The 4,556-nt window shown below is 30.9% G+C and carries 4 protein-coding genes; 1 reads left to right on the forward strand and 3 read right to left on the reverse strand.

Annotated elements, in window-relative coordinates; all coding sequences use genetic code 11:
* Positions 1 to 242: 242 nt before the first annotated feature.
* Positions 243 to 1,163, reverse strand: coding sequence for an AraC family transcriptional regulator (locus HNQ90_RS17755; protein ID WP_221279913.1), 921 nt, complete (start codon positions 1,161 to 1,163; stop codon positions 243 to 245).
* 259 nt (positions 1,164 to 1,422) lie between these two features.
* On the opposite strand from HNQ90_RS17755, the gene HNQ90_RS17760 reads away from it, so the two are divergent.
* Complete coding sequence (locus HNQ90_RS17760; RefSeq protein ID WP_144118273.1) at positions 1,423 to 2,403, forward strand: IS110 family RNA-guided transposase; 981 nt, start codon at positions 1,423 to 1,425, stop codon at positions 2,401 to 2,403.
* A 140-nt stretch (positions 2,404 to 2,543) separates the two neighbouring features.
* Here HNQ90_RS17760 and HNQ90_RS17765 read toward each other — a convergent pair whose 3' ends face one another.
* A complete protein-coding gene (locus tag HNQ90_RS17765; protein ID WP_144118274.1) occupies positions 2,544 to 3,146 on the reverse strand; it encodes a hypothetical protein in 603 nt (200 codons plus the stop codon).
* A 145-nt stretch (positions 3,147 to 3,291) separates the two neighbouring features.
* Positions 3,292 to 3,885 (reverse strand): hypothetical protein, encoded by a 594-nt coding sequence (locus HNQ90_RS17770; RefSeq protein WP_144118275.1) that lies wholly within the window; start codon positions 3,883 to 3,885, stop codon positions 3,292 to 3,294.
* Positions 3,886 to 4,556 lie beyond the last annotated feature (671 nt).

A 4,556-nucleotide genomic window follows, 5' to 3' on the forward strand; every position in this document is an offset into this window, starting at 1 on the left:
ATCTTTAATTTAAAAGGTTCGCTGTAACGTCTAATTACTTTGTCATTTCTGTACATAATGTTTAAAATTATGTAGCCTTATTTCAGGACGGGTCAAGGTTGCAGCTAACGGTTTTGTGTATGAGTAGTAGCGGATTTTTAGCGACTACTTTTTAGTTAACAATATACTTTAATTTTATAAAAAAACGGTTCAGATAAATACCTAAACCGCTATTACTTATACAAGTTGTTGTACAGCGTTTTTTATTCAATTGGAATATACAAATCAACTATGAATTTATTCTCTGGATGTTCTCTATAATCATTATGATAGATTTCATATGGATTTTCAATACCTTTTTTATATCCGTTTTCATTCATCCAAATAAATAGGCTTGTCCAAGATTTTTCAAATTCCATTGGTGTAATTTCAAAACGTCCAATAATACACTTTCCTTTGCTTATAGTCAGCTTATTAATCTCACCTTCTGTTTCAAAAGATTCGTTTGTAACCAAAAATATACTCATCCGAACTTTGTCAGGTGCTGTGAATTTGAAGCTATCGAAAAAAACTCTTCCCATTTTAGCCTCTGGATTTTTCAGAAGTCCTTTTGGTATTGCCCATTTTGTAAGTTTTTCAAAAGCATTTTCAATTCCGTTTACACCTACGTGAGTAACTCCTGCTAAATTCAATTCAGGTGTTACTTTAACTTCGATTTTTGCATTCATTTCTGTCCATTTTTTTAGATTATCAATGATGCAAATATATTTTTCATAGATAGGATATTCTTGTCCGTTCTTGCTTTCAAGTTGACGAATCTTGCTATGTCGATTTGGGTTTTGCTTTTTAAATTCAGTTGGGTTTACTCCGAAATATTTTTTGAAAGTTCTTGAATAAGAAGAATTATCACTAAATCCATATTTGTGAGCTATTTCAGTTGCCGTTATATTTTTGTGCAGTAAATCAGATGCAGACTTTTCAATTCTTCTTCGTGTTATATATCCATTAAGAGTTTCTCCTGTTACGAACTTAAATACTCTATGAAAATGAAATGGTGAGAAAAAAGCAATTTCCGAAACAGTGTTCAATGATAAATCCGATTCCAAGTTTTTGTCAATAAATTCAAATACTCGATTAATTCGATTTTTGTAATCTGTTTCTATTTCTTTATCTAATATTTTCATTTGTGTTCAAATGTTGTACAACGTGTTTGTGTATCTTAAGTTAGCCTTATCAAATATAAGTTATAAATTAAGAATCAAATCAGAAAGAATAAAAAGAGAGGATTAAGGTTATTTTGTGTATTGAGACTGCGATCTCGTTTTTCATGACAATCCCCTCTCTTTCCTACTATTATTTCGAACAGTTCTGTGAGACTTTAGATCTCGTTTTTAAGATGCAGAAAAGCTAGTAGATCAGTTCTTTCGTAAACTTCATATATATATGATTAAAAATACAAATTATTTCGGAATAGACATAAGTAAGGATGTCTTTGATGTGACGGGATCAGATGGTAAGCATTATCAGTTCAAGAATGACATATCAGGCTTTAAAAAAATGTTGAGTTTAACTAATGAATTTTCTCATTGTGTTATGGAATCTACCGGGGTTTATCATTTGCGTTTAGCGTATTATTTATATGAGAAAGCAATAGCTGTAAGTGTTGAAAATCCATTGTCTATTAAACGTTTTATTCAAATGCGATTAACAAAAATTAAAACAGACAAAAGAGATTCCCAAATGATTTATGAGTATGCAGTAAACTCTAGTAATGAATTACGTTTATGGAAAGGCCAGAGTACAACTCAAATAGCTTGTTCACAAATAATAAGTCTAACCAATCTCTATACTAAACAAACCACAGCACTTAAAAACAAGTTGCAAACAGAAGAGTCTATGGGGTCTCCTTGTCCCCAAGTAATACGGTCATTGAAAAGAAGTTTAAAACACTTGAAAAAGGAAATGGATAAGTTAGAAGATTCATTACTAAAGTTAGTAAAACAAGATAATCAAGACTTGCTTACTAGAGTAGAAAGTATTCCAGGAATAGGTAGGAGATCAAGTATGTTACTGATTGTTTTGACAGGTGGGTTTGAACGTTTTAATAAGGCTTCAGAGCTTTGTTCTTTTGCTGGTCTAACTCCTATAATAAGACAGTCAGGAAGTAGCATAAGGTCTAGGTCAAGAATAAGTAAAATGGGTAATAGGCGATTAAGGAAAACGTTATTTATGTGTAGTCTTTCTGCTAAAAAATATAATAAAGCATGCAAAGAAATCTTCGATAGAATTGTAGCAAAAGGGAAGAGTAAAAAAGTAGCATTAATAGCTGTATGTAACAAGCTTTTAAAACAGGCGTTTGCCTTAGCTAAATCGGGGTTGAAATATGACAGGAACTATAGAAGTGTTTTACATAATTTAAATTAATAATTACTTGTTTTTTAACACAGTTCTTGATTAGTGGCGTGTTTGAGCACCTAATTTAGCAAATAAAAACTGAATAGAAAATCCGCGAGGATTTTCGTAAGTAGGCTTGAACTAGCCATTAATTATACACGGTGTTGCCATTAGTATTTTTCTGTTAATCTTTCAAATCCGTTCATTAAATCGACTAATTTTTGTCTTTCTTCAGAACCTGGATATTCATTTTCAATATAGACTTTTGGTTCGTAACTTCCATAAGCGATATAATTCTTTCCTTGACAGATTTGAAAGTGATAATTTGCTCCATCACTTATTGACATACTTTGAACAGTTCCTTCTTCTTTTCCTTTTTTCTCGGTTATGTTTAGTTTGGATTTATCGATTTTCAATTTATTTCCGGTTATACATTGCCGCAAATAATTCCAATAATATTCATAGTGTTTTTTCTTAATTCTTTTCCGCTTAACTTTTGTTTTAAATTCAGTTGAGTTTGGTTGATAAACAATAAATCGTTTCACTTTTCCTCCATTTTGGTAAACTATAAATTCAGAATTCTGTCCTTTTGTCCAATAGGATGAATATCCAATTTTAACAATTAATGAATTTCTATCTTTCAATTTTAGCAATTCAACGTAATTATTTTCCGTTTCAGTTTTTCCTTCCCAATCAATTTCAGGAATTTGCCAATTTTGCGAGAAACTAATTAGAGGAATTAAAATTAGTAAGTAGACAATGACTTTTTTCATATTAATGGCAACGGTTTTGTGTATGGTTAGTTGCGTGGTTAAGCAACTAATTTAGCAAATAAATCACAGATAGAATATTCCGCAGGAATGTTCGTAAGTCGGCAGTGACCAAGCAATTAATTATACACGTTGTTGCCAACAGTTTTTATTTCAGTTCGTAATTATAATCAGATTCACTATTCCAAAAATCCGTTATTTTCTTTTCTCCATTTGAGTAATCCAATTCCGCGTTTTTGTTTTTCTTTAGTAATCCAACTAATTTTTTGTCAGATTTCATTTTTTCCTCAATCGCTGGAATTTGAACAGCAATTTGTGAGTCAGTTAAGCCTCTACTTTTCAAATCGGCTTTAATTGATTCTATATCTATATTCACGTAATTTTCCATACTTGAAATGATTCCATTTAGCAAATTATTGTCCATAACCATAAAATCAAATTTAACTATTGTTTTGTCTAATGGTATTCTTTCGTCAAAATAGTGCTTTAATTCCGTGTTTTGAATCATTTGCTCTTTTGTCAAGTTTACAATTCCATTTGAGTTAGTAGGAATAAAACTGTAAGTATAGTAACTCAAAGAGTCAATATAAATATTCAGATGACAGAGAACGTTTTCCATTTTTAAATTGTCTCCATTTTCATCTTTCAATTGAATACTAATATTATTTGGCAAAATCGGATGCTTTTTATTCTGTAATTCATCTGCGTATTCAGCAAATTTTTCTGGATTATCAATTTCCATAGTGTTTTTGTTATTCTCTTTGCAAGAGAAAATTGTCATTATGATTAGTATGCAGATTGTTTTTTTCAAATTGTTGGCAACGGTCTTGTATAAAAATAGTTGCGTTTTTGCGAGCGAGGATTTTCCGAAGGAAAATCAGATGTAGCAAAAGAGCAACGACTTTTAAATTAGTTCTAAATATAGCAATTTTTTTTATGCGTTGTTACCTCTAGTTATTACTTTTCAGGTCCTGCTTTTGTCCGCAATTTAATTCCGAGTTCGTTAATTCCGTATAGTTTCTCAATTCCGATTGAGTAAGTAATTCCGAAAGAAACTAATTTCCGCAAACGTGCTAAAAAGTCCGCAGTTAGAAATTCACGTTTGAGTAAAAATTCCGTCACTCAATAAATTCAGATTTTGAGTGATTAATTCCGCGTTTTTCAATTCAGATTTTTTTGGATTTGAGTGAGTGCGTAATTAGAGGTAACGTTGTTGTATAAGCTTTGTTGCGTTGTTTAAGCAGTGAATTTAGTAAATAAAGTACGAACGGCGAAATTCCGGAGGAATTTCCCAAGTGAGCTAAAACCAGCAATAAAGTTTATACGGCTTAAGTTTGATTTTTAATAAATCTATTAATTTTAGTAGATATAATAGAAAGAACAAAAGAGAGAATTAAGGTTACTTTATACGGT

This window comes from Algibacter amylolyticus, assembly GCF_014202225.1.
Taxonomy (GTDB): Bacteria; Bacteroidota; Bacteroidia; order Flavobacteriales; family Flavobacteriaceae; genus Algibacter_B; species Algibacter_B amylolyticus.